The 21,986-nt window shown below is 73.2% G+C and carries 18 protein-coding genes and 1 pseudogene; 4 read left to right on the top strand and 15 right to left on the bottom strand.

The genetic code is table 11. From position 1 onward, the window contains the following. Positions 1 to 137 precede the first annotated feature (137 nt). Together ACSURM_RS27730 and ACSURM_RS27725 are read left to right on the top strand one after the other, a co-directional pair. The gene (locus tag ACSURM_RS27730) at positions 138 to 1,673 is read left to right on the top strand and encodes an FAD/NAD(P)-binding protein (RefSeq protein WP_436958516.1); all 1,536 of its coding nucleotides are present in this window, start codon (positions 138 to 140) and stop codon (positions 1,671 to 1,673) included. Positions 1,674 to 1,759: 86 nt separating this feature from the next. After that, positions 1,760 to 2,572: a class II aldolase/adducin family protein gene (locus ACSURM_RS27725; RefSeq protein ID WP_436958514.1), complete on the top strand. Its 813-nt coding sequence runs from the start codon at positions 1,760 to 1,762 to the stop codon at positions 2,570 to 2,572. 109 nt (positions 2,573 to 2,681) lie between these two features. Here the strand turns inward: ACSURM_RS27725 and ACSURM_RS27720 are convergent, their stop codons facing one another. Continuing rightward, on the bottom strand, positions 2,682 to 4,211 hold the full coding sequence (locus ACSURM_RS27720) for an MFS transporter (protein WP_436958513.1): 1,530 nt from the start codon (positions 4,209 to 4,211) through the stop codon (positions 2,682 to 2,684). A gap of 204 nt (positions 4,212 to 4,415) precedes the next feature. Between ACSURM_RS27720 and ACSURM_RS27715 the strand changes: the two genes are divergently transcribed. After that, positions 4,416 to 5,045 (top strand): TetR/AcrR family transcriptional regulator, encoded by a 630-nt coding sequence (locus ACSURM_RS27715; protein WP_436958512.1) that lies wholly within the window; start codon positions 4,416 to 4,418, stop codon positions 5,043 to 5,045. An 11-nt stretch (positions 5,046 to 5,056) separates the two neighbouring features. Here ACSURM_RS27715 and ACSURM_RS27710 read toward each other — a convergent pair whose 3' ends face one another. The 7 genes from ACSURM_RS27710 to ACSURM_RS27680 all read right to left on the bottom strand — a co-directional run bounded on the left by ACSURM_RS27710 (position 5,057) and on the right by ACSURM_RS27680 (position 12,848). After that, entirely contained in the window at positions 5,057 to 6,280 is a 1,224-nt protein-coding gene (locus ACSURM_RS27710; RefSeq protein WP_436958511.1) for a styrene monooxygenase/indole monooxygenase family protein, read from the bottom strand. Positions 6,281 to 6,344: 64 nt separating this feature from the next. Then, positions 6,345 to 7,328 (bottom strand): LLM class flavin-dependent oxidoreductase, encoded by a 984-nt coding sequence (locus ACSURM_RS27705; protein WP_436958510.1) that lies wholly within the window; start codon positions 7,326 to 7,328, stop codon positions 6,345 to 6,347. Between the two features lie 48 nt (positions 7,329 to 7,376). After that, complete coding sequence (locus tag ACSURM_RS27700) at positions 7,377 to 7,868, bottom strand: flavin reductase family protein (protein ID WP_359052239.1); 492 nt, start codon at positions 7,866 to 7,868, stop codon at positions 7,377 to 7,379. Position 7,869: 1 nt separating this feature from the next. After that, positions 7,870 to 9,531 (bottom strand): AMP-binding protein, encoded by a 1,662-nt coding sequence (locus tag ACSURM_RS27695; protein WP_436958509.1) that lies wholly within the window; start codon positions 9,529 to 9,531, stop codon positions 7,870 to 7,872. Then, the gene (locus tag ACSURM_RS27690; RefSeq protein ID WP_436958508.1) at positions 9,528 to 10,739 is read right to left on the bottom strand and encodes an acyl-CoA dehydrogenase family protein; all 1,212 of its coding nucleotides are present in this window, start codon (positions 10,737 to 10,739) and stop codon (positions 9,528 to 9,530) included. The genes ACSURM_RS27695 and ACSURM_RS27690 overlap by 4 nt, the downstream gene beginning before the upstream one ends. 44 nt (positions 10,740 to 10,783) lie before the next feature. Continuing rightward, the gene (locus ACSURM_RS27685) at positions 10,784 to 12,301 is read right to left on the bottom strand and encodes an FAD-binding oxidoreductase (RefSeq protein WP_436958507.1); all 1,518 of its coding nucleotides are present in this window, start codon (positions 12,299 to 12,301) and stop codon (positions 10,784 to 10,786) included. A gap of 46 nt (positions 12,302 to 12,347) precedes the next feature. Then, a complete protein-coding gene (locus tag ACSURM_RS27680; RefSeq protein WP_436958506.1) occupies positions 12,348 to 12,848 on the bottom strand; it encodes a flavin reductase family protein in 501 nt (166 codons plus the stop codon). Positions 12,849 to 13,164: 316 nt separating this feature from the next. Here ACSURM_RS27680 and ACSURM_RS27675 point away from each other — a divergent pair, with 316 nt between their 5' ends. Further along, a complete protein-coding gene (locus tag ACSURM_RS27675) occupies positions 13,165 to 14,271 on the top strand; it encodes a prephenate dehydrogenase (RefSeq protein ID WP_436958505.1) in 1,107 nt (368 codons plus the stop codon). A 335-nt stretch (positions 14,272 to 14,606) separates the two neighbouring features. On the opposite strand, the gene ACSURM_RS27670 is transcribed toward ACSURM_RS27675, so the two are convergent. From ACSURM_RS27670 to ACSURM_RS27640, 7 genes and pseudogenes are all read right to left on the bottom strand, one after another. Next, positions 14,607 to 15,698: an LLM class flavin-dependent oxidoreductase gene (locus ACSURM_RS27670; RefSeq protein ID WP_436958504.1), complete on the bottom strand. Its 1,092-nt coding sequence runs from the start codon at positions 15,696 to 15,698 to the stop codon at positions 14,607 to 14,609. A gap of 275 nt (positions 15,699 to 15,973) precedes the next feature. Continuing rightward, a pseudogene (pgi, locus tag ACSURM_RS27665) lies at positions 15,974 to 17,625 on the bottom strand (glucose-6-phosphate isomerase). A 50-nt stretch (positions 17,626 to 17,675) separates the two neighbouring features. Further along, positions 17,676 to 18,935 carry an MFS transporter gene (locus tag ACSURM_RS27660; RefSeq protein WP_436958503.1) on the bottom strand — a complete coding sequence of 420 codons (1,260 nt, stop codon included), beginning with the start codon at positions 18,933 to 18,935 and terminating at the stop codon, positions 17,676 to 17,678. 130 nt (positions 18,936 to 19,065) lie between these two features. Next, positions 19,066 to 19,401 carry an RNA polymerase-binding protein RbpA gene (locus ACSURM_RS27655; protein WP_078637775.1) on the bottom strand — a complete coding sequence of 112 codons (336 nt, stop codon included), beginning with the start codon at positions 19,399 to 19,401 and terminating at the stop codon, positions 19,066 to 19,068. 234 nt (positions 19,402 to 19,635) lie between these two features. After that, positions 19,636 to 19,872: a preprotein translocase subunit SecG gene (gene secG / locus ACSURM_RS27650; RefSeq protein ID WP_078637776.1), complete on the bottom strand. Its 237-nt coding sequence runs from the start codon at positions 19,870 to 19,872 to the stop codon at positions 19,636 to 19,638. A gap of 109 nt (positions 19,873 to 19,981) precedes the next feature. Further along, entirely contained in the window at positions 19,982 to 20,758 is a 777-nt protein-coding gene (gene tpiA, locus ACSURM_RS27645; RefSeq protein ID WP_436958501.1) for a triose-phosphate isomerase, read from the bottom strand. Between the two features lie 5 nt (positions 20,759 to 20,763). Next, positions 20,764 to 21,975: a phosphoglycerate kinase gene (locus tag ACSURM_RS27640; protein WP_436958500.1), complete on the bottom strand. Its 1,212-nt coding sequence runs from the start codon at positions 21,973 to 21,975 to the stop codon at positions 20,764 to 20,766. Between the last annotated feature and the right edge of the window lie 11 nt (positions 21,976 to 21,986).

The raw sequence follows: 21,986 nt of genomic DNA, 5'->3' as shown, positions 1-21,986 counted from the left end.
AAGAATGATTCCGTACTTCCGCGCGGTTTTCATTCCGGTTCTGCACGCAGTGCGGCCATTTCCACCCGGCCGATTCCATCGACTACTGCCGGAAGAAGGGCAGAAGTCGCCCGCATCATGGAACGGGGGTTTCACATATGCCAATTCCCACGAGAATTGGGATAATCGGAGGAGGTGCCTCCGCGGTATGCCTGCTCGACGCACTGAGCCGGCATGACGAGGTCCCGCGGTCGGTGACCGTATTCGATCCCTCTCCACACCTGTGGCGGGGCCGCGCCTACCAGCCCGACGCGACGGTCCTGCGGGTGAACGCCCCGCCCGAGGACATGACCGTGCGCGCCGGCGATCCGGCCCACTTCACCCGCTGGCTCCGGACGCGCACGAAGATGCTCGGGGTGCGGACGGACCACGTGGACGTCAGGTCGGGCATCTCCTTCCCGCCACGCGCCGTCTACGGCGACTATCTCGAGCAGTGCGCCCGCAGCTCGCTCAGCCGGCTCGCCGCGCTGGGCGGCCGGATCCGGCTGGTGCGGGAGGCCGTCACCGACCTGGTCCGGGAGGACGGCGCCCTGGTGGCCCGCACCGCCGGCCGGGACGCCTTCGCGCTGGACCATGTCGTCCTGTGCGTCGGCACCGGGACGCCGGCCGACCCGCACGGCCTGTCCGGTGCGCCGGGCTTCGTCGCGGATCCCTACCCGGTGGTCCGACAGCTGGCCGGTATCGGTGAGCGGGACCGGGTGGTCGTGCTGGGCAGCGGGCTGACCGCCGTGGACGTCGTCCTGTCGCTCACCGCGGCCGGGCACACCGGGGAGGTCGTGCTGGCCTCCCGGCGCGGTGTGCTGCCCGGTGTCCGGCAGCGGCCGGTCGAGCACGAGCCGCGGCACTTCACCGCGGAACGCTTCCGGGCCATGGCCGCCCGGGGCGAGCGGCTGCCCCTGGACGACGCCGTCGCCCTCATGCGGACCGAGCTGTCCGCCGCCGGCTCCCGCTTCGACGCGGTCGTGCGGGAGATCGGCGGAAGCGGCACCGAGGAACCCCTGGCCCGTCTGCGCCGGCAGCTGGACCTGGTGAACGACCCCGATCCGGGGCTGCGCATCCTGCAACGCGCCGTTCCGGACACCGGTCCCGATGTGTGGCCGCTGCTGCCCGAGCAGGACAAGTCCCGGCTGCTGCGCGACCACTACCGGACGATCATGAGCCTGTGCTGCCCCATGCCGCCGGCCAGCGCCGCGACGCTGCTGGAGCAGGCCGACAGCGGCCGGCTCGGTGTGCTGCGCGGGGTGGAGCGGATCAGCCCCGACCCCGCCGGTGGTTTCCGGGTGCACGGCACCGACGGCGTCCGGCACGCCGATGTCGTCGTGAACGCGGTGAGCCCGCCCGCACACCGCGTCCCGCCGGCCGCCGCGGCACTGGTCGACGCGCTCACCGGACGGGGACTGGCGTCCCGGCACCCGCGGGGCGGGGTCTCCGTCGCCCGGGCCACCAGTGGCCTGCTCACCGACGGCGGGACCGACCGCCGGGTGTACGCCCTGGGCGACCTGGCCGCCGGTTCGCTGTTCTTCACCTTCGGGGTTCCCTCCCTGGTGGACCGCGCCGTCGACATCGCCGACGCCATCCGCCGGGACGCGGCCCGCAGCACGGTCGGGTTCGCGGACTCCATGCAACCCGCGTGACCACACGGTCCGGCGGCACAGGGCCGCCGGGCCCGCGGACCGGCCCCTTTGGGCCGGACGATCACCGACGACCGAGGAGTCGACAGATGAGCGACACCGCAACACGCGAACGTCCCAGTTACCTCGCGGACACCCACACCGGGCTCCCGCTGCCCACGGAGCCGGTCTTCGACTCCGTCGAGGACGACCGCAGACACCGCAAGCAGCGCCTGACCGCCGCACTGCGGCTGTTCGGCAAGTACGGCTACGGGGAGGGCATCTCCGGGCACATCTCGGTGCGCGACCCCGAGGACGAGGACCGCTTCTGGGTGAACCCGTTCGGGGTCTCCTTCAGCCGGGTGAAGGTCCGTGACCTGATCCTGGTGGACGCGCAGGGCCGGGTCGTCGAGGGCCGGCACCGGGTGAACCCCAGCGCGTTCGTCATCCACTCCGCCATCCACCGGGCCAACCCGGGCGCCACCGCGGCGGCCCACGGGCACACGCCGTACTCGCGGGCCCTCGGCGCGCTCGGCAGGCTGCTGGAGCCCCTCGACCAGGAGTCCGCCGCCTTCTACCAGGACCAGGTCCTCTACAGCGACTACGAGGGCCCGTCCATCAGCCTGGCCCAGGGCGAGGACATCGCCGACAAGCTGGGCGACCACCGGGCGATCCTGCTGCGCCACCACGGGCTGATCACCGTCGGCGGCTCGGTGGACGAGGCGGTGCACTGGTTCTTCACCTACGAGGCCGCCGCCCAGGTGCAGCTGCTGGCCGCGGCGGCCGGGCAGCCGAAGCCGATGAGCCACGAGCAGGCGACGGCGGCCCGCGACGGCTTCGGGGACCGGCACCTCGGCTGGTTCAGCTTCCAGCTGCTGTGGGACGAGATCGTGCACGAGCAGCCCGACCTGCTGGAGGAGTGACCGGGCGGCTCCTCGCCGGGCCGCACCCACGACAAGAGGCCGGCCCCCCGCGCAGGGGGGCCGGCCTCCTGGTGTGCCGAGCCCCGCCGTCGGGGCTCGGCACCGTCGGTCAGCCCGCGGAGTGCCCGGCCGACTCGGCCGGCCGCTCGTCCACGGCCACGGCGCGCCGCGCGGCCGGGGCGGTGGCGGTGGCGGTCCGGCGGCGGGCGGCCAGCGCGGCGAGCGGCACCGCGAGCGCCGACACGGCGGCGATGGCGATGATCACCCAGGTGCCCTGGTGGTAGCCGTCGAGCAGGGCGGGCCGGTCGGCGGTGTCGTCCTCGTTGCCCATGCGCACGGTCACCACGGCGAGCACGACCGCGGCACCCACCTGGTAGCCGGTCTGCAGGATGCCCGCGGCGAGGCCCTGCTCGGACTCGTCGACGCCGTTGGTGGCCTGCACGTTGGCCGCGGTGAAGGCGAAGGGGAAGCCGATGCCGATGAGCAGCATGCTGGGCAGCACCATCAGCCAGTACGAGGAGCCCTCACCGACCTGGAGGAAGAGCAGGAAGGCGACGGCGTAGGCGAACATGCCGCCGAAGATCGGCCAGCGCAGTCCGGTCCGGCCGAGCCACTTTCCGGCGCGCGGCGCGAAGGTGAGGATCATCAGGCCGATCGGCAGGAAGGCGAACGCCATCTCCAGCGGGGACCAGCCCCGGTAGGTCTGCAGGTAGAGGCTGCCGATGAACTGGTAGCTCATGTAGGTGCCGAGGATGGCCGCGGCGATCAGGCTGGCGCCGACCAGCGACTTGTTGCGCAGCAGGCCGAGGCGGAGCAGCGGCTGCGGGGAGCGCGACTCGATGACCGCGAAGACGGCGAGCAGCAGGACCGCGACCGCGAGGACGCCGAGGGTGGGGGCGGAGAGCCAGCCCTCGGTGGGGGCCTGCACGATGCCGTAGACGAGCAGCAGCATGGCGGCGGTCACGGTGACGGCACCGGCGGCGTCGTAGTGGCGCTTGCCGCCGTCGTGCGCGGGGTCCTTGGGAACGAGGACGAGGGCGCCGACGAGGGCCGCCACGGCGACCGGCACGGAGAGCATGAAGGTCCAGCGCCAGCTCGCCTCGGTGAGGGCGCCGCCGACCACCACGCCGATGGAGTACCCGACGGCGCCGCAGGCGGTGTAGATGCCGACGGCACGGTTGCGCTGGGGGCCCTCGGGGAAGTTGCCGACGATGATGGAGAGGGCGGAGGGAGCGGTCAGCGCCGCGCCGATGCCCATCACCAGGCGGCCGACGACCACCATGACGCCGCTGGTGGCCAGGCCGCCGGCGAGTGAGCCGACCGCGAGGACGGTGAGGCCGGTGAGGAACACCCGCCGCTTGCCGAGCAGGTCCGCCATGCGGCCACCGAGCAGCAGGAAGCCGCCGAAGCCCAGGACGTAGGCGCTCACGACCCATTGCGCGGCGGACGTGCTCATGTCGAACTCGTCCTTGATCTGGGGCGTGGCGATGCCCACCATGATGTTGTCGAGGGCGTCCAGCGAGAAGGCGCCGCACACCACCACGAGCATCAGCCATTCGCGCAGGCCCCAGCGCACGGGGGCCTCTTTGCCCGCATCGGGTGAGGCGCCGTCCGCCGGGACGTCGTCCGCGATAGCCATGAACCGGATCTCCTTCGGGATTGAACGCCGTACCCGGAGGGCCCGCCCGGCGGGTGGGCGAGAGGCGGGTGGACCATAGGGTTCGACGCAGGACGAAGTGGCCGCACGCCCGTCACCACCTGGGGTGCTTTGGGTCGCGCGACTTCTGTACTAACCTCTACACATGAAGCTAACGATCGGCTGATCCGCCGTCAAGGAGGTCAAGTGGCCCGCACCGGACGCCCCCGCGCCTTCGATCGCGACGCGGCACTGCACACGGCCATGCTGGTCTTCTGGGAGCGTGGTTACGCGACCACGTCGACCACCGACCTCAGTGCCGCCATGGGCATCAACCCGCCCAGCCTGTACGCCGCCTTCAAGAACAAGGAACAGTTGTTCCGGGAGGCCATCGGCCTCTACGAACGCACCGAGGCCGAGGCCTCGCGCCGCGAGATGGAAGCCGCGACCACCGCACGGGGAGCCATCGCCGCGCTGCTGCACGCGAGCGTCGACCGGTTCACCGCGGAGGACAAGCCACGCGGCTGCATGATCGTGCTCGCCGCCACCAACTGCACCGAGGACCACGAGTCGGTGCGCGACTTCGCGCTGCGCTGCCGGGCCCGCACCAAGGAGGTGATCAAGGCCCGGCTGGACAGCGCCGGGGCCGCGGGGGAACTGGCCCCGGGCACGGACACGGACCGGCTCGCCGCCTTCTACACCACCTTCCTCAACGGTCTGTCGATCCAGGCGCGCGACGGGGCGGATCGCGCGCTGCTGCACGGCCTGGTGGACATGGCGATGTCCGCGTGGGACGCCCCGGCCGGTCCCCTCGTCGGCGCGCCGCCGGCCGCCTGAGGGAACAGCGGTCAGCCGGCGGCGGTCACGTTCCGCAGCCAGGACTCGGTGGCCTCGGAGGACTTGATGGCCTCCCACATGGCCGCCGGGTGGTTGAAGTTGGTGACGAACGCGTCCGCCACCCGCTGGTCGCCGGTGGCGGTGACGAACACCGCGCCCAGGTGCTCCGGCGGGGGGCCGATGTTGAGGTTGGACCAGGCGACGACCGGCTCCGCGATCCGCCACAGCTCCGCGCTCGCCCGCTCGGCGAAGGCGGCGTCGAACGGCCCGGCGGCCACGATCAGCTCGGCCAGCTCGAACGCGCAGCGGGAGCCGAGGTTGGCGCCCTGCCCGGTCAGCGGGTCGTTGAGCACCCAGGCGTCGCCGAGGGCGACGGCCACCCGGCCCGAGGGCAGCGTGGTCCAGCCGCGGCGCACCGTCGGGGTGAGACCGCCCTGGATCACATCGCCGGGACGGATGACCCCGAACTCGCTGTCGTCGATGCGTTCCCGCAGGTCCGGCGCGAACTCGCCGACCAGGGAGAGCAGGGTCTTCTCGAAGCCGGCCAGGTCCCCGGCGTGGTCGTAGGAGGCGAGCTGCTCCAGCGGACCGCCGGGCAGCGCCTCCACCACCATGCCGTGCACGGGGCCGTCGGCGGTGAGGATCCGGGTGGAGAAGATCTCCCCGGCCTCGGAGACCTGGAAGTGGATGTGGCTCGGCTCCACGGGCGCTATGCCGTGGAAGAGGCCGGCGGTCAGGATCCGCTGCGGCTCGGTGTACGGCGAGCGCTCCGGGTCGCGCGGGAAGAGTCCGGTACGCGCGCTGCGGCCGCTCGCCACGACGACCAGGTCGTGGTCGAGGGAGATCCGGTCGATCTCGGCGGCGTCCGGCGAGAGCACCTCCAGCCGGCCCCCGCGCTCCAGGTAGTCGCTGGTCAGCCGGGGCAGGTAGAGCCGCAGGTCGATGCCGCTCGCGGGCGCGTCGAGGTGGCCGAGGAAGTCGATCCGCGGGTCGCCGGCCGCGACGAGACGCACGCCGAGGGTGTGGTTCTCCGGCTGGTCCCAGTGCGCGACCCCCAGCTCCCGCTCGCGCCGGACGGTGCGGCCGAAGCGGACCGGGAGGCTGAGCGGGCGGCCCTTGGCCACCTCCTCGGGGCTGCGCTCGGCGTAGACCGTGGTGTTCACTCCGGCCTGCTGCAACCGCAGCGCCAGGTGCAGACCGGATACGCCGGCTCCGACGATGGCGATGTCTGGCATGGTGCTCCTCCGTGGTGGGACGTCGTACGGGAAAGGTCGGGGCCGCGGCGCGGGAGCCGCCGGCTCAGCGGAACTGCGGGATCACGTGCTCGGCGAAGAGCCGCAGCGAGCGGCGGGCCCGGTCGGCGGGCAGGCCGGGCGCCCGGCCGAAGAAGATGACCCGCTCCACGTCGCCCAGCGGCTTGACGCGGTCGCGCAGGCCCTCGGCGATCACGTCGGGCGGGCCCACGAGGAACAGGTCGCGGGGCAGGTCGTCGACGGACGGCAGACCGGGGTTGCCGAACCACTCCTGGAACTTGTTGAGCAGGTACCAGTAGTGCTCCCGTATCTCCTGCCAGCCCTCCTCGGCGTCCTCGCAGACGTAGACGCCGGGGGTGACGATGGCGGTGACACCGAACCGCGCGGGGTCGTGGCCGTTCTCGGCGAGGGTCCGCCGGTACAGGTCGAGGATCTCCGGCGAGGTGCCGAGGTCGGGCAGGAACCGCAGACCGTGGCGGCCGGCCCGGAGCGCGGCGGCCTTGCCGCCGCCGCCGACCCACACCGGCGGATGCCGGTCGGGCACGGGGGTGACCACGACGTCGTCCACGGTGAAGTGCCGGCCCGCGTAGGAGAACGGCTCGCCGTCCCAGGCCCGGCGCAGGATCTCCACCGTCTCCTCGGTGCGCGCCCCGCGCTGGGCCCGCCGCACGCCGAGGGCCTCGAACTCCTTCTCGCGGTAGCCGGGCGCCAGGCCGAGTTCCAGCCGGCCGCCGGAGAGCAGGTCGGCGACGGCCGCGTCCTCGGCGAGCCGCAGCGGGTGGGTGAGGCTCGCCAGCAGCATGGCGGTGCCCAGCCGGACCCGGCTGGTGCGGGCGGCGATGGCCGTCAGCGCCGGGAAGAGGGAAGGCAGGTAGCCGTCGTCGGTCAGGTGGTGCTCGGAGAGCCAGACCGACTCGAATCCCAGCTCCTCGGCGTCCGTCGCCAGCGTGAGGTTCTCCTCGTACACCTCGGCCCAGGGCTGCCGCCAGCGCTCGGGGTTGCGGAAGTCGAGCCAGATGCCGAATTTCACTGTGCCTCCTACGAGTTCGTACAGCGGTCGATCAGGTCGGACGGGGGGTCACGCCTCGGACAGCACGCGCAGGGTGCCGTTGACGGCCACCAGCGGGGGACGCCGGTACCGGCCGCCGGTGGCCAGCACCTCGCCGATGAGCACGGTGTGGTCCCCGGTGTCGTGCCGGTCGTGCAGGCCGCACTCCAGCCAGCCCGGGGCGTCCAGCACCAGGGCGCCGGTCCGGGGGCCCGGCGAGGTCGCGCAGGTGAGCAGGGCCCGGGCCCGCTCCTCCTGGTCGCCCTCCAGGGCCCGGGCGAGGTCGACGCCGGCCACGTCGAGGATCGACACCGCCCACACCCGGGTGTCGAGGAGCGTGGCGAGGACATCGGAGTCGCGCCGCACGGCCAGGGAGACCAGCGGCGGGTCGAGGGACACGGAGGTGAAGGAACGCACCACCACCGCGTCGTGCCGTCGCCCGCCCTCCGTCTCCTCGAAGGTCGTCACGACGGTGAGCCCGGTGGCGAACGTACGCATCGTCGCGCTCAGGTCCAAAGACACGTCAGGCCTTTCGTTCGGGGTGCCCACGCCGGGCACCGGGCAGCCGGGAGGCCAGTACCGACCGGCGGAGCTTGCCGGTGGCCGTCCGGGGAAGTTCGTGCTCCGCCAGCGCCTCCACATGGGCCGGGCCGGCGCCGAACCGGCTCCGCACCCGCTCCCGCACCCGCTCCTCCGCCTCGGTCGGCGCGATGCCGGGCCGGGGCCGGAAGAACACCGCCAGGCCACCGGCCGCGGCACCGTCGGCGGGAAACGCGCGGGCGACCGCGGACGCGGGCAGGACACAGGACAGTTCCTCGACCGCGTCCTCGATCTCGTGGCCGTACCAGGAGGCGCCGTTCAGCTCCACGAGTCCGTCGGCCCGGCCCGTCACCACCAGTTCGCCGTCCGCCACGAAGGCGAGGTCGTCGGTGACCAGCCAGCCGTCGGCGGACAGCGGGGCCGGCCGCGGTGTGCCGCCCTCCAGGTAGGCGCGGACCACCGGAACCCCGGTGACCTGGAGCCGGCCCGTGGCACCGGCCGGCAGCACCCGGCCCCGCTCGTCCACCACGCGCACGGACACCCCGGGGTGCGGCACGCCGACCGGTACGAAGCGCCGCGGCGCGCCGGCGGGCCGGAAGACGCTGTCGACGACCCCGGAGGCGGTCTCCGGCATCCCCCAGCCGGGGTGCACGGCGTCCGGAGGCAGCCCGTAGGGGGCCAGCGCCTCGAGGAACCGGCGGGCGACCCGGTCCTTGACCGGCGCGCCGCCGTTCATGACGTAGCGCAGCCGGCTCAGGTCCCAGGACCGGGGCGGGCCCTCCGCCAGCCGGTCGACGACCTGCGCGAAGGCGGGACTGGGCGCCCAGGTGGTGTCGATCCGCCCGGAGTCGGCCAGGTCCAGCCAGCGCAGCGGATCGGCCCGGACCCAGGCGGTGTCGGCGTGCACCTGGTGGCAGCCGAGGAAGACGTCCCGCACGTGGAACATGACGATCCCGCTGATGTGGTCCAACGGCATCCAGTTCAGGCTGCGGGTGTGCTCGCCCAGTCCCCGCGCCACCGCCGTGGCGTGGGCCCGGCCGATCACGTGCCGGTGGGTCAGCGGCACCGCCTTGGGCCGCCCCCCGCTGCCCGAGGTGAGCGTGAGCACCGCCAGGTCGTCCGGGCGGGCGGCCGCCGGCGGGACGGTGCCGGGGCGCGCAGCGCGCAGCGCGCCCACCGGCCCGAGCGGGCGCAGCAGCGGGGGCAGCCCGGCGGGAACGTCCTCGCCGATCAGCCACGCCTCCCCCACCGCCGCGACGGCCTCGGCGAGTCCGCCCGCCGGGGTGCCGGGCGGTACGGGCAGCGGGACCAGGCCGGCGAGCACACACGCCCAGAAGGCGGTGAGCAGATCGGCGGTGTCCGCGGTCCGCAGGATCACCCGCGCCCCGGGCCGGGCCCCGGCCGCGGCCAGTCCGGCGCACACCCGTGCCGCGTCCTCGTGCAGAGCGCGGTAGGACCGGTGTGTCGCGGTGCCCTCCCGGTCGACCAGGACCACCCCGTGCGGGGTGCGGGCGGCACGCGGCAACGCCTCGCCCAGCGTGCCGACCGGCGGCTCGGGCAGCTCGCCGCCGTGCAGCAGCGCCTGACCGGCGGGTGCCGTCGACGGGGCGGGGCCGGCGGCTCCGGTGCGCGGGTGCCCGGTCATGCCACGATGCCCAGGCTGAACGGGTTGTGCGGAGTGCCGCCGAGCAGGTGCGCGCCGGCCGACTGGAGCACCTGGTCCTGGGCGATGACGTGCTGGCGCATCGTCGTCAGGTCACGCAGCCAGCGGTCCAGCGGCGACGGGCGGTAGATGGCGGTGGTCGCCACCAGGTCGTACAGCCGGCTGACGATGGTGCGGGCCACCCGGAACGCGTTGACCCTGGCGAGGACGGTGTCCACCCGCTCGTCCGGGCCGAGTTCGCCGCCCGCGTCGATGATCTCCGACTGCCGGCGCAGGCTGCCGTAGACGGCGTGCCGGGCCGCGCCCAGCTCCATCTCGGACTCGGCGACGGCCAGCTGCACCCGGTAGGTGTCGGCCCAGGGCGTGGCGGTGGCGCGGTCCGTGCGGTCGGCGGCCAGTTCGCGCACGTAGTCGAGGGCGGCCCGGGCCACGCCGAGCGGCACCCCGGGCATGTTGCGCAGGATGGCCTCGGGGGTCGCGTGCGGTCCGGGGGTGCGCGGGTGGCCCAGGCTGAAGGAGTGTTCCTCCGGTACGAACAGGTCGTCGGCCCGGTAGTCGCAGCTGCCGCTGCCGGCCAGCCCGGTGGTGTGCCAGGTGTCGAGGACCTCGAACTCCTCGCGGCGGGCCAGCATGATGCGCCAGTGGCCGGGGGCCCCGTCCGGACCGGGCTCGGGCCGGCCGTCCCGGTGCACGAAGCAGCCGGCCACCACCCAGTCGGCGTGGGTGATGCCGCTGCCGAACCCCCAGCGCCCGGTGACCCGGTAGCCGCCGGGCACCCGCTCCGCGCGGCCCAGGGGCAGGATGAGGCCGGCGGTGATGATGTCCGGGTCGCCGAGCTCTTCGCGGGCGACGGACTCGGGCAGGAACTGGGCGTACAGCGGGGTGTCCATGCCGATCATGGCGCACCACGCGGCGGAGGCGTCGCCGCGGGCGAGGGTCTCCACGACCTCCGTCTGCTGGACGGAGTCGAGGCCCGGGCCGCCTTGTTCGACGGGCACGCCCATCCGGAAGACCCCGGCGTCGCGGAGCTGTTCGACCACCTCGGCGGGCAGTCTGCGGGCCCGTTCGATGTCCTCGGAGGCGGCGCGCAGCACCGGGACGAGGTCCTCGGCCCTGCGGAGCAGTTCCTCCGCCGTGACGGGCCGGAAGGTGGCGGGGCGCCTGGTGGCAGCCGCCTGTGATGTAACCATCTGCGAAGTCCCCTGTCTCACTGGTGTCCGGCGGTCTCCCGCGGTCAGCGGTAACGTCCCGGAGCGATGGCGTTGTTGGGGTCGAGCACCGCCTTGAGCCGGCGGGTGAGGGCGACGGCCGCGGCGTCCACGGAGAGCGCGTCCCGCTGCCCGGCGTGGTCGATGTCGAGCCGGTACGGGGTGAAGCCGGCCTCGGCGAACGACGCGTACAGCAGGTCCAGCGCCCGGTGGGCCCGCTCGGCCGCCTCCTCCTCGTGGGGGAACTTCATCGCCACCACGCAGTCGATGAGGTCGGGGCCGAGCAGGTGCAGGGTCGCCGAGAGCCGTACGCCGGTCTCGGCCGCCGCTTCGCGCAGCAGCCGGTCCGCGTGGGCCACCGCCTCGCCGGTGAACGGCAGCAGCGGCAGGAAGAACAGGAACCCGGCCGCCGTGTCGATCCGGTCGGCGCCGACACCCATCTTGACCCGGAACAGGGTGTCGGTGATGTCCGGGTCGCCGGCGTACCCGCGTTCCACCAGGCGGGTCACCTCGTGGTTGGGGTGGGCCGGATCGCTGCCGTCGGTGGCGGAGATGTCGGTGAACAGGCCGGTACGGCGGGCCTCCGCGGTCAGGATGCCGGTGAGCGCCTCGACCGCCTCGGCGGTGCCGTCGACCGGCAGGTGCACCAGGTACTCGCCCTCGGCACCGCCGTACGCCTGCCCGGCCGCCGGGTCGTAGATCCGCGGGACGCCGCGGGTCAGCCCCTGGGCGACCCAGCGGCGCACGGCGTCGGTCACCTCGGCGAGCGCGGGGGCCGGGAAGCTCAGACGGGTCACTCGCACCGTCTCGGGGCGCGGGGCCAGCCGGATCACGGCGGCGGTCACCACGCCCAGGTTGGACTGGACGAACAGCGGCAGCGCGGACGGGCCCAGGCCGTGCGGGTAGACCGGCGCGGTGCGGCCCGCGGTGGGCCACCAGCCCACGCGGACGGTCTCCCCGCCCGGCAGGACCACTTCCAGGCCGACGAGGTCCTCGGTGCGCTGGCCGCGCATGCCCACGCCGCGGTCGAGGGCGTTGCCGACGATGCTGGTCTCGGCGGCGGAGACGGTGACGTTGACCAGCCGGGGGGTGTGGGACAGCAGCCGGGACAGCTGTCCCTGGGTGACACCCGGTTCGACGACGGCCCAGCCGGCGTCCAGGTCCAGCGTGCGCACCCGGTCCAGGCCGCCGAGGTCCAGCACCACGACGTCGTCCTGGGCGGGTTCGCGGGAACCCAGGCCCCAGTTGCGTCCCGTGCTGATGGCGTGCAGGCTCCCGGAATCCGGCTCCCGGGAGAAGAGTTCGACGATCTCCCGCACCTGCTCGGCGGTGGTGGGCCGCAGTACGGCGGCGACCCTGCGGGAGCGGAACAGGCTCGTGTTGGGCCCGAGCAGCCGGCTCCGCTCGGCGTCGTCCGCCGCGCGCGCCACCCGGTCCTCGCCCAGTACGCGGGCGGCCGCGTCCAGGGCCGCGCGCAGCGCGGCGGACCCGGGGCCGGTCGGGGCGGTGTCGGGGCTGTCGACGGCCGTGGTCAGTTCGGACATGCTGATCTCCCTGGACGGTGTGGTCCTGGTCGTGCGGTGGTCGGTGTCAGGCGGCGGTGGCGGGGGTGAGCGCACCGTGCAGGAACACGAGCGGGTTCTGCGGGGCACGCACCCCGGTGGCCAGCACGCTGCCGATCACCATGAGGTGGTCGCCGACGGTGAAGGAGTCGGCCAGCGCGCACTCCATCCATCCGGGGCCGTCCAGCAGCAGGGCGCCGGTGTGCGGGCCCGGTGAGGCGGGCAGGGTGCGCAGGGCCTCGGCCCGGTGCTCCCGCGGCCGCGCCAGCGTGCGGGCGGTGTCCGCCCCGTCCGCGGCGAGGATCGACACGCCCCAGAACCCGGCCGTCAGCAGGTCCGCCAGGAAGGCCGACCCGTGGCGCAGGGAGAGCGCGACGAGCGGGGGGTCGTAGGACACCGGGATCAGCGAGTTCACCGTGACCGCGTCGTGGCGCCGTCCGCCGGGCTCGCCCGGGTCCTCGGTCCAGCTGCTCACCACACCGACGCCCGTGGCGAAGTGCCGCATCACCGTACGCAGATCGAGTTCCACCGTTCTTCCTCTCCGTCGTGTGCCGGCCTTCCCCGCGGCTCCCGGGGCGCCCGGCGGCCGTCCGGCGGCCCCCGGCGAGACGAAGGTACGAACGGTCGGGGGGCGCACTGTGCCGTGCCCGCGCATGTGCTCTGTCGCGTTAGCGAACGCGGGGACATGCGCGGATTCGACACTCGCCGTGCGCGGCCGCGCGAGTACGGGGCCGGGCCCCCGCACACACTCGGGCGGCGCGGAGGTACGGCGGTGACCGCCGTGCCCGCGTGTGCGGGGGCGGACGGCTCCCGCGCAGGGGTGTCGCCGGGGAGAAGGGGAACCAATGATCCGCACCGCGGCCGTGGTGGGAACCGGGCTCATCGGCACGTCCGCCGGCCTCGCGCTGAGCCGCCGTGGCGTGCACGTCCACCTGATCGACGCGGACGAGTCGGCGGCGCGGGTCGCCGCGGCCCGCGGGGCCGGTACGGCCGGTCCGCCCGACGGCACGGTGGACCTCGCCGTGATCGCCGTACCGCCCGGCCTGGTCGCCCAGGTGCTGGAACAGCAGCAGCGCCGCGGGCTGGCCCGGGCCTACACCGATGTGGCGAGTGTCAAGTCCCCCGCGGCGCTGGGCATCGGGTGCGGTCTGCCGCGTCCGAACGACTTCGTCGGCGGCCATCCCATGGCCGGCAGCGAGCGCTCCGGCCCGCTGGCCGCCCGCGCCGACCTCTTCGAGGGCCGTCCGTGGATCCTGACGCCCGGTCCGGAGACCTCACCGGCCGCGCTCAACGGCGTGCTGGCCGCCGTGGCGCTGTGCGGTGCCGTTCCCCGGGTGATGGACCCGCACGCGCACGACCGTGCCGTCGCCCTGGTCTCGCACACGCCCCACCTGCTGGCCTCGCTGATGGCGGCGCGGCTGGCGGACGCGTCCGGGGACGCGCTGCGGCTCGCGGGCCGCGGGGTGCGGGACGTGATCCGGGTGGCGGGCGGCGACCCCGGACTGTGGACGGACATCGTCCGGTCGAACGCGCCGGCGATCGCGGAGATCCTGGAAGCGCTGACGAAGGACCTGGCGGAGCTCACCCGGGCCCTGCACGCGCTGGAGGTGGCCGGTTCCGGCGAGGACGCCGCCGAGGACGCCGTGGCCGTGCTCCGGGAGCTGCTGGTCCGGGGCCAGGACGGCTGGGCGGCCGTGCACGAGCCGGGCGGCGCCGCTTCCGCCGGGGCGGTGACGCTGACGGTCCCACTGGCCGGCCGACCCGGCGAGGTGGACCGGCTGCTGCACGCCGCGCGGGAATCCGGCATCGGCGAGCAGGACATCCGGCTGTCGTGGTCCCGTGCGGCGACGGGGCTGTCGGCGAGTCTGGCCGCGTCACGGCTCTCCGCCGAGTCCGTCCGCCGCCGGCTCGCCGACGACGGCTGGCGGGTGTCGGTGGCCGCCGTTTCCTGAGGCAGGCCCGTCCCGCCGGACCGCCGGGCGGCGCCGGAGGAACGGGCCGAAGCGCCGACCGGCGGCAGGAGGCGGCACCCGCGATCCACCAGCGGGTGCCGCCTTCAGCGCTGTCCGGCTACCCGCGCGAGGCACAGACCGTCCGCGGACCGGGCGCGCCTGGCCCCCGAAGACCTGGCCGCCGTCGCCATCGCGCCGAACGGCCGCCCGTGCGGGACGCCCGGCTGGGAAACCCCAGCCGGGCGTCTCGCCGGGCTCCTGGCCGCAGCCGGCTGATCACCGTGCTGCCATGACCCCCGGAATGCGATGCGGGGGCCAGGGCCTCCGGCGTGCCGTCAGCCGGTGGCCGGGAGGCCGTTCGGCAGCCCGTAGGCGTCGGATATCAGTTCGTAGGAGCGCACCCGGAAGTCCAGACTGTGCGAGTTCATGGCCAGCATCAGCTCGTCCGCGCCGGTCCTCTTCTGCAGCTCGTCCAGGCCCACGGCGACCTCGTCCGCCGTCCCGTACAGCGCGTTGTCGAGCCAGCCGCCGAGGGCGGCCGTCTCCCGCTCGGTGAAGACGTGGGCCTCGGCCTCCTCCGGGGTCGGGATGAGTCCGGGCCGTCCGCTGCGCAGCCGTACGGTGGCCAGGGCACCGGTGAGTGCCTGCCGCCGCGCCTCCCGGGCGTCGTCTCCCGCGAACGCGAAGACACCGAGGACGACGTACGGCTCGGCGAGGGCCGCGGAGGGGCGGAAGCTGCTGCGGTACAGCTCCAGCGCGGGCAGGGTGTTGTGCGCGGAGAAGTGGTGGGCGAAGGCGAAGGGCAGCCCCAGCTGCCCGGCGAGGCGGGCGGAGAAGCCGGAGGAGCCGAGCAGCCACACCTGCGGATGCCCCGTGTGTCCCTGCACCGGGCCGGGGACGGCGTGCACGCCGCGGTAGGGGTGCCGGTCGGGGAAGTCGCCCCGCAGGAAGCCGATGAGTTCCGTCACCTCCGCGGGGAAGTCGTCCCCGGCGCCCGGCATCCCGCCGGTGCGGCGCAGCGCCGCCGCCGTGGCACCGTCGGTGCCGGGCGCGCGGCCGAGACCGAGGTCGATACGCCCCGGGGCCAGGGCCTCCAGGGTGCCGAACTGCTCGGCGATGACCAGCGGGGCATGGTTGGGCAGCATCACGCCACCCGAACCGAGCCGGAGCCGCCGGGTGTGGGCCGCCAGATGGGAGAGGATGACCGCGGGGCTGCTGCTGGAGATGCCGGGCATGGAGTGGTGCTCGGCCACCCAGTACCGCAGGAATCCGCGGGACTCGACCAGGCGGGCCAGCCGCTGTGACGCCTGGAGCGCCTGGTGGGCGGTGTTCCCCTCGCCGAGGGCGACCAGGTCCAGGACGGACAACGGGACAGGGGCGGTTCCGTATGCACTACCCCGGACGGGGTCGCTGGTTGACTCAGTCATGTTGCGAAGCAACCGGGTGCGGATCGCGCCCTATTCCCGCCCGTCTCCGCCAACTGGCTTGTTTTGTACGGTCGTTATCCGGTCAGACGTTGATCATTCCGCCGAACCGGGGGCCCCGCACCGGCGCGCGGAATGGCCGAAGATCGTCCCCGTCGGCCCGCCGGCCCGGCCATCCCCCTTGGGCGAGGTGCCGCCCGGACACGGCGGACACCGCGCCCGGCACGCCGCCGCCGGGTGGTACGGCGGGCGGCGGGCCGGGCCGGCGGGCTTCCGGTTCAGCTCCGGCCGCGCAGCTCCCGGTACGTGGCGACCAGCGCCTTCGTGGACGCGTCCAGGCCGGGGACGTCGGCGCCCTCGGTGAGCGCGGGTTCGACCTTCTTGGCGAGGACCTTGCCGAGCTCCACGCCCCACTGGTCGAAGGAGTCGATGTTCCACACCGCGCCCTGGACGAACACCTTGTGCTCGTAGAGGGCGATCAGCTGGCCGAGCACGGACGGGGTCAGCGCGCGGGCGAGGATCGTCGTGGTGGGCCGGTCGCCCGGGAAGGTCTTGTGCGGGACCAGGTCCTCCGACACGCCCTCCGCGCGGACCTCCTCGGCGGTCTTGCCAAGGCCAGCGCCTGGGTCTGGGCGAAGAAATTGGCCATCAACAGGTCGTGCTGGGCCTTGAGTTCCCCGCTCAGCTCGCCGACCGGCTCGGCGAAGCCGATGAAGTCCGCCGGGATCAGCTTGGTGCCCTGGTGGATCAACTGGTAGTAGGCGTGCTGCCCGTTGGTGCCGGGCGTGCCCCACACCACCGACCCGGTCTGCCAGTCCACCGGCCTGCCGTCGCGGGCGACGTACTTGCCGTTGGACTCCATGTCCAGCTGCTGGAGGTAGGCGGTGAACTTGGACAGGTAGTGCGAGTACGGCAGCACCGCGTGCGACTGGGCGTCGTGGAAGTTGCCGTACCAGATGCCCAGCAGGCCCAGCAGCAGCGGGGCGTTGGCCTCGGCGGGCGCGGTGCGGAAGTGCTCGTCCATGAGGTGGAAGCCGTCGAGCATCTCCCGGAACCGGTCCGGGCCGATCGCGATCATCAGGGACAGGCCGATCGCGGAGTCGTAGGAGTACCGCCCGCCGACCCAGTCCCAGAACTCGAACATGTTGTCCGTGTCGATGCCGAACCCGGCGACCTTCCCGGCGTTCGTCGACAGCGCCACGAAGTGCTTCGCCACCGCGGCCTCGTCGCCCAGCGCGGCCAGCAGCCACTGGCGCGCGGAGGTGGCGTTGGTGATGGTCTCGATGGTGGTGAAGGTCTTGGAGGCGATGATGAACAGCGTCTCCGCCGGGTCCAGGTCCCGGGTGGCCTCGTGCAGGTCGGCGCCGTCCACGTTGGAGACGAAGCGGACCGTGAGGTCGCGGTCGGTGAAGGCGCGCAGCACCTCGTAGGCCATCGCGGGGCCGAGGTCGGAGCCGCCGATGCCGACGTTGATCACATTGCGGATGCGCTTGCCGGTGTACCCGGTCCACTCGCCGGAGCGGACCCGGTCGGCGAAATCGGCCATCCTGTCCAGCACCGCGTGCACCTTGGGCACGACGTTCTCGCCGTCGACCTCGATCACGGCGTCCCGCGGGGCGCGCAGCGCGGTGTGCAGCACCGCCCGGTCCTCCGTGACGTTGATCCGCTCGCCGCGGAACATGGCGTCCCGCAGTCCGAAGACGTCCGTCGCCGCGGCCAGCTCGCGCAGCAGCCGCAGGGTGTCGTCGGTGACCAGGTGCTTGCTGTAGTCGATGTACAGGTCGCCGACCTTGAGCGTGTACCCGGTGCCGCGCCCGGGGTCGGCGGCGAACAGTTCCCTCAGCCGGGTGTCCGCCAGCTCCTCCCGGTGCTTGGCGAGGGCGGTCCACTCGGGCGTCTGGTGGAGCCTGGTACGGCCGTCTGCGTTCATGTCCGTCTTCAGCCTTCTTTCCTGCAACCTGTACCGCTGCCGGCTCCAACCTAATTGATCAGCGCCCGGGGTGAGCCGTCGTCCGCCACGGGCACAGGGATGTCCTGCTTGCGCAGCGGTATCAGCGCGGTGACGGACAGCACGAAGAACGCGGCTGTCAGCAGTGCCGGCGTGTTGAGACCCCAGGCGGTGGCCGCGGCACCGCCGAGGAGCGCTCCCAGCGGGGCTCCCGCGACGGCCAGGGTGCGGAAGGCCGATCCGACCCGGCCGAGCAGGTCGGCGGGGGTACGTTGCTGCATCAGAGTGGTGGTGTTGACGTTCCACAGCATGCCCATGAACCCGAAGACCGCGAGGGCGGCCATCAGGGCGGCCAGGCTGCGCACGGTGCCCATGACGACGAGGGCGCCGGTCTGCACGGCTCCGGCGAGCAGTACCGCGCGCGACGGGCCGAGTCCGGCCGTGATCCGCCGGTTCGCCACGCCTCCGGCCAGGCCCCCGAGCGTGTACGCGGTGGCCGCCGCCGCGTAGCCGCCGCTGCCCGCGCCCAGCCACCCGGTGACCAGGACGACCAAGGTGGCGATCAAGGCCCCCATACCGACGTTGCACAGCGCCGTCGCGGCACACAGCCCGCGCAGCGCCCGATCGCGCCACAGGACGCGCAACCCCTCGGCGATCTCCCGGCGCAGGACGCCACCCGCCGGCCTCGGGCGGCGCTCGGGCACGGCCGTGCGCAGGGAGGCGACCAAGGCGGCGGCCACGAGGAACGTGGCCGCGTCAACCGCGAAGGGAAGCGACGTCCCCCCGGCCATCAGCATCGGCACGGCGGGCGCCCCCAGCAGACCACCGGCGATCTTCTGACCGGTCATCAGCCGGGCGTTGGCACTGCCGAGGGCGTCCGGTCCCACCAGCGCCGGCAGCAGGGCCGTGGCGGCGTTGTCGAACAGCGTCTGAAGAGTCGTCAGTGTGAAGGCGAGCGCGATCAGCAAGGCGATCGAGGCGTGCCCCAGGGCGACGACCACCGCGAAGGAGGCCATGAGCAGCCCGCGCACCGCGTCCACCGTCCACATCACACGCCGCTGGTCCACGCGGTCGGCGACGGCCCCGCCGAGCAGGCCGAAGACGATCCAGGGCAGATAGCCGCAGGCGACCACCGTGGCGACGAGCAGGGGCCGGTCGGTCAGCGAGGCGGCGAGCAACGGCAGCGCGGCCGTACGCAGCGCGTCACCGAAGCCGGAGAGCACCGCCGCGCTCCACAGCCGTCCGAAGCCCCCGCGCCACGCCGGAGCCCGCTCGCTGCCCGTCCCGGCCATCGCCGTACCTCCCCCGTCGGTTCACGCTGTAACGAGAACCGTAGAGGGCGCCACTGACAATCGACCGGCGCCGAGTGGCCGTCAGACGGCTCCGGCCGGGCGCCCTCGGGCACCCGGCCGGTGTGAAGTGCTAGATCTCGCCCCGCAGTTTGGCGAGCGCCTCGGCGAGGATCGCCTCGCCGTCCGCGTCGCTGCGCCGCTCGCGCACGTACGCGAGGTGCGTCTTGTAGGGCTCGGTGCGCGGCGGGGCCGGCGGATTGTCCCGGTCCTGGCCGGCCGGAAAGCCGCAGCGGGGGCAGTCCCAGGTCTCGGGAACCTGCGCGTCGCTGGCGAAGCTGGGCTGCGTCTCGTGCCCGTTGGAGCACCAGAAGGAGATGCGCAGACGCGGCGCGGACTCGCCGCGCTCGGCCTCGCCCATCGGCCCCGCCCCGACCCGGCTTCCTCGGATCGCGTTGCCACTTGCCACGGTCGTAACTCCCTGCGTGATGGTGCCGCGAAGCGAGTCGGCGTTTCGCTTCGCCGCGAGCGCCTCAGTCTACGTAAGGCCCAACGCGCGTCCAGTGATTGGAGTTACCGGCCCCCACACCAAGACGCAAGCCCCATGATAGGCCGCGCTCACAGGCGCGTACCCAACATGGGGCTTCGCGTGGGAAATCCGCGGCGCGGTCCGGAAGTACGGCCGGTTCGCGCCGGTCCGGCGTCAGCTGTTCGACTTCATCACGAGGCCGAGGACGATGATGCAGGCGAACCACAGCAGGCCGATCACGATGGTGATCCGGTCGAGGTTGCGCTCGGCGACCGAGGAACCGCCGACGGAGGACTGCATGCCGCCGCCGAACATGTCGGACAGGCCGCCGCCCTTCCCCTTGTGCATCAGCACCAGCAGCATCAGCAGCAGGCTGAAGACGATCAGGGCGATCGAGAACCCCAAAACCACGGCTGGACCAACTTCCTCGGATTCGGATGGACGACGGGGGCACAGCGCTCGGCTGTGCCCCCGCAAGAGTACGACGTATCGCCGCTACCGCCTACTCACGGTCGGGGCGTCACTGATCGCGGAAGCGCACGATCTTGACGAACTCGTCGGCGTCCAGCGAGGCACCGCCGACCAGGGCGCCGTCGATGTCGGGCTGGGCCATGATCTCGGCGCAGTTGCCCGACTTCACGGAGCCGCCGTACTGGATGCGGACCTTGTCGGCCACGTCCTGGGAATACAGCTCGGCGATCTTGGCGCGGATGGCGGCGCAGACCTCCTGGGCGTCCTCGGCGCCGCAGACCTTGCCGGTGCCGATGGCCCACACGGGCTCGTAGGCGATCACGACGGTCTCGGCCTGCTCGGCCGGGAGGTCCTTCAGACCGCCCTCGACCTGGGCGAGGGTGTGGGTGACGTGGTTGCCCGCCTCGCGGACGTCCAGTTCCTCGCCGACGCACAGGATCGGGGTGAGGCCGTGCTTGTAGGCGGCCTTGACCTTGGCGTTGACCACTTCGTCGGTCTCGTTGTGGTACTGGCGGCGCTCGGAGTGGCCGATCGCCACGTAGGTGCACTTCAGCTTGGCCAGCATGGAGCCGGAGATCTCGCCGGTGTAGGCGCCGGAGTCGTGCCGGGAGATGTCCTGGGCACCGTACTTGATCTTGAGCTTGTCGCCGTCGACCAGGGTCTGCACGGAGCGCAGGTCGGTGAAGGGCGGCAGGACGGCGACCTCCACGGCCTCGTAGTCCTTGTCGGCCAGGGCGAAGGCGAGCTTCTGGACGTGCGCGATGGCCTCGAGGTGGTTGAGGTTCATCTTCCAGTTGCCCGCCATCAGCGGCGTGCGCGTGCTCATCGAGGTCAGTCCTCCAGTGCGGCGAGGCCGGGGAGCGTCTTGCCCTCGAGGTATTCGAGGGAGGCGCCGCCACCGGTCGAGATGTGGCCGAATGCCTTCTCGTCGAAGCCGAGCGTGCGCACGGCCGCGGCGGAGTCACCGCCGCCGACGACGGTGAAGCCGTCGGAGTCGACGAGGGCCTGGGCGACCGCCTTGGTGCCCTCGGCGTAGTCGGGGTGCTCGAAGACGCCCATGGGACCGTTCCAGAAGACGGTCGCGGCGTCGGCGAGCTTCGAAGCGTACAGCGTACGGGTCTGCGGGCCGATGTCCAGGCCCTCCTGGTCGGCCGGGATGGCGGTCGCGGCGACCGTGGTGGGGTTGGCCGGGGCCTTGGTCTTCAGGTCCGGGAAGTCGGGCGAGACGAGGACGTCGACGGGGAGGACGAACTCCACCCCGCGCTCCTCGGCGCGCTTCATGTACTCCTTGACCGCCGGGATCTGGTCCTCCTGGAGCAGGGAGATGCCGACCTCGTGGCCCTGGGCCTTGAGGAAGGTGTAGGCCATGCCGCCGCCGATGAGGATGCGGTCGGCCTTCTCCAGCAGGTGGTCGATGACGCCCAGCTTGTCGGACACCTTGGCGCCGCCGAGCACGACCGCGTACGGCCGCTTGACGTCGTCGGTGAGCTGCTTCAGCACGCCGACCTCGGTGGCGATCAGGTAGCCGGCGTAGTGCGGCAGCCGGGCCGGGAGGTCGAAGACCGAGGCGTGCTTGCGGTGGACGGCGCCGAAGCCGTCGCCCACGTAGACATCCGCGAGGGCGGCGAGCCGGTCGGCGAACTCCCCTCGCTCGGTGTCGTCCTTGGACGTCTCGCCGGGGTTGAAGCGCAGGTTCTCGATGACCGCGACCTGGCCCGGCTGGAGGCCGTCGACGGCCTCGTGGGCGGCGGGGCCGACGGTGTCCTCGGCGAAGGCGACGGGGGCGCCGAGCAGTTGACCGAGGCGCTCGGCCGCGGGCAGCAGCGAGAAGGCGGGGTCCGGGGCGCCCTTGGGGCGGCCCAGGTGCGAGGCGACGACCACCTTGGCGCCCGCGTCCGCGAGGGCCTTGACGGTGGGCAGGACGGCGCGGATGCGGCCGTCGTCGGTGATCGTGCCGTCGGCGAGCGGCACGTTGAGGTCGGCGCGGACGAAGACCCGCTTGCCGCTCACGCCGTCGGCGAGAAGTTCGTCGATCGTCTTCATGGGGTGGACTC

Origin of the sequence: Streptomyces sp. SudanB182_2057 (assembly GCF_964272715.1) — a bacterium.
GTDB classification, from domain to species: Bacteria; Actinomycetota; Actinomycetes; order Streptomycetales; family Streptomycetaceae; genus Streptomyces; species Streptomyces rubradiris.
This window is presented reverse-complemented; position numbering and strand designations above follow the sequence as displayed.

Bases quoted from the DNA above. Each gene is read 5' to 3' on its own strand.
- ACSURM_RS27730 (WP_436958516.1), top strand. From the start codon at position 138: ATGCCAATTCCCACGAGAATTGGGATAATCGGAGGAGGTGCCTCCGCG.
- ACSURM_RS27725 (WP_436958514.1), top strand. From the start codon at position 1,760: ATGAGCGACACCGCAACACGCGAACGTCCCAGTTACCTCGCGGACACC.
- ACSURM_RS27720 (WP_436958513.1), bottom strand. From the start codon at position 4,211: ATGGCTATCGCGGACGACGTCCCGGCGGACGGCGCCTCACCCGATGCG.
- ACSURM_RS27710 (WP_436958511.1), bottom strand. From the start codon at position 6,280: ATGCCAGACATCGCCATCGTCGGAGCCGGCGTATCCGGTCTGCACCTG.
- ACSURM_RS27695 (WP_436958509.1), bottom strand. From the start codon at position 9,531: ATGACCGGGCACCCGCGCACCGGAGCCGCCGGCCCCGCCCCGTCGACG.
- ACSURM_RS27690 (WP_436958508.1), bottom strand. From the start codon at position 10,739: ATGGTTACATCACAGGCGGCTGCCACCAGGCGCCCCGCCACCTTCCGG.
- ACSURM_RS27685 (WP_436958507.1), bottom strand. From the start codon at position 12,301: ATGTCCGAACTGACCACGGCCGTCGACAGCCCCGACACCGCCCCGACC.
- ACSURM_RS27675 (WP_436958505.1), top strand. From the start codon at position 13,165: ATGATCCGCACCGCGGCCGTGGTGGGAACCGGGCTCATCGGCACGTCC.
- ACSURM_RS27670 (WP_436958504.1), bottom strand. From the start codon at position 15,698: ATGACTGAGTCAACCAGCGACCCCGTCCGGGGTAGTGCATACGGAACC.
- ACSURM_RS27660 (WP_436958503.1), bottom strand. From the start codon at position 18,935: ATGGCCGGGACGGGCAGCGAGCGGGCTCCGGCGTGGCGCGGGGGCTTC.
- tpiA (WP_436958501.1), bottom strand. From the start codon at position 20,758: ATGAGCACGCGCACGCCGCTGATGGCGGGCAACTGGAAGATGAACCTC.
- ACSURM_RS27640 (WP_436958500.1), bottom strand. From the start codon at position 21,975: ATGAAGACGATCGACGAACTTCTCGCCGACGGCGTGAGCGGCAAGCGG.